The organism is Staphylococcus simiae, assembly GCF_002902085.1.
Taxonomy (GTDB): Bacteria; Bacillota; Bacilli; order Staphylococcales; family Staphylococcaceae; genus Staphylococcus; species Staphylococcus simiae.
Genome location: NZ_PPQR01000153.1, coordinates 2,408 through 4,478, shown reverse-complemented (window position 1 = coordinate 4,478; position 2,071 = coordinate 2,408). Strand labels below are relative to the sequence as shown.

Sequence of the window (2,071 nt, the reverse complement as noted above, 5' to 3'; positions counted from 1 at the left end):
TGACCTTGCGGCACTTTTTCGCCACCGAACTCAATGATTTCATCTACTGGTGGTGTTGTAATTTCTTCTGTTGGTTGTCCTTCGCCAACTTTTTCACCAGTGATTGGGTTCACTGTAATTGGTGTTGTGATTGTTTTCTCACCTGGACGTCCTTCTTGTTTCACTCGCTCTTCACCAGGGTTTAAATCTGGATTGAATTCACGTTTTGTTTCAAATGGTACTTCTTCTGTTCTTGTTTCTGTTTTGTTTTCAACTTTAGGCGTTAATTCAAACGTTGACTCAGCTAAGTCTGTTCTCATCCAACCATTTGCATGAGTTCCTTGTCCTGCATTTCCCCCAACTGTTCCTAAACGTTGACTAGAAGTAATCAAGAAGTTGTATGTGTCATCTTTAGATAATCCTAAATCTGAAATACTAGCTTCCCATACTTTATTAGCGTATTCGGCTCTTATTTTGCCAGTAGCCGCATTATATTTTAATTTGACATTGTTTAATAACTGTCCATGGAATTTTTTATCAGTCGTATCTGTAGCGTTATCTGCATAAGCAAATGAATTGTCTGCTTTTCCTTTGTTTGGAATATTTTGCCCTACTTGTGAAGTAGTACCATCAGATCCATTTTTCACAAATGTAGCGTAACCTCTAAATCCTTGTCCTGCTTGTTTTTCTGCTTTATCCATTGGATCATTACTATTAAATCCTGTATCTATTCTAAATCCTGCAGAATTTTCTATTCCTTTCGGACCTAAAATACCACCTTTTTGCATATAATCATTTCCATTACCTTTTGTAAAAAGTAAGCCCCAGCCATCTGCACCTGTTGTAACAGATTGGTGATTATTTGCAACTCTAATATTGAATTCAAAATCTTTATCAAAACTAATTGGTGATTTTAATTGTATAGCTCCTTTTAGCCCATATGTCCCATCACCTACGTTATTGAAACGTGTTACTTCTGGAGAGTCTAAGTCATTTGGCCTATTTTGAATATCAACACTACCATAATTATTAAATTTATCTTTACCTCTCAAAGTTACAGGTGGAATCTCAGCTACATTTCTCGTATTACTTGATGGTACACTAGGTGTATTATCTACTGAACGAGTTGATCTAACTCTAACATTGAGTCCTTCTGGTTTTTTCGCATTTACAGTTTCTGCAACTCTAGGTGTTACTGTATTTGTACTTTCAACATTTGCTTTCTTCTCTGCTTGTTTTACAGCTGTATTTTTATTGAGTGTTGGTTTATTTACTTTTGTACTATTTGATGTTGCTTTTTCTTTTTCTACATTTGATTTTTCTACTTGTGCTGCTTGTTTTACTTTTGCACTTTCAACGGTTGAGGATTTTTCTGTTTTTTCAATATTTTTATTTTCTAGTTGTGCTGCTTTGTCTTCTTTTGCACTTTCAGCTTTTGAATCTGCTTCTAATTCTTTCGCATTTGTGCTATCTGGTTGTGTCGCTTTTTCCTCTTTTACTTCCTCAGCAGTTGAATCTGTAGCAGCTTCTTTCACATTTGTATTTTCTGGTTGTACTGCTTTCTCTACTTTATTATCTTCAGTATTTGGAGTTTCTACATTCTTTTCTAATGTATCTTGTGTCCCTTCTGAAGTATTTCGTACCTCATTTTCACTTGACTTAACGTCTTGTAATTTAGAGTTTGAATCTACTGACTTTATGTTCGAATTACTTTCTGCTGTAACATTTTCTGGTTGATTATTAGCGTCATTTTCTGCTGCTTGCGCATCATTTTGAATACCTAAGTACATCAATGAGCTAATCAATATTGATGCAGTACCAACGGTGAATTTTCTTATTGAATATTTATTCAATTTGTTTGAAATAAAATCAACCCGTTTATTAATAGGTCCGCTTTTCTTTTTCATAAAATTCTCCTTTTCTATTTTTTTATCTTCAATATATATTGAAGTTATATGTAATTTTACATTTAACTATAATTGACCTCAACACAATATATCATTTATACTTTTAAAAAAATATTATACATTAAATAAAGATAAATTATTTAAAATTTATGTACTTTGTTTATAAGATTAATGAAAATTTCATT

The 2,071-nt window shown here is 32.8% G+C and carries 1 protein-coding gene; it reads right to left on the bottom strand.

Annotated features, from left to right (window positions below; genetic code table 11):
• The coding region (locus CD113_RS12440; RefSeq protein WP_142380921.1) for a G5 domain-containing protein at nucleotides 1–1,886 on the bottom strand (1,886 nt) is incomplete at its 3' end.
• Nucleotides 1,887–2,071 lie beyond the last annotated feature (185 nt).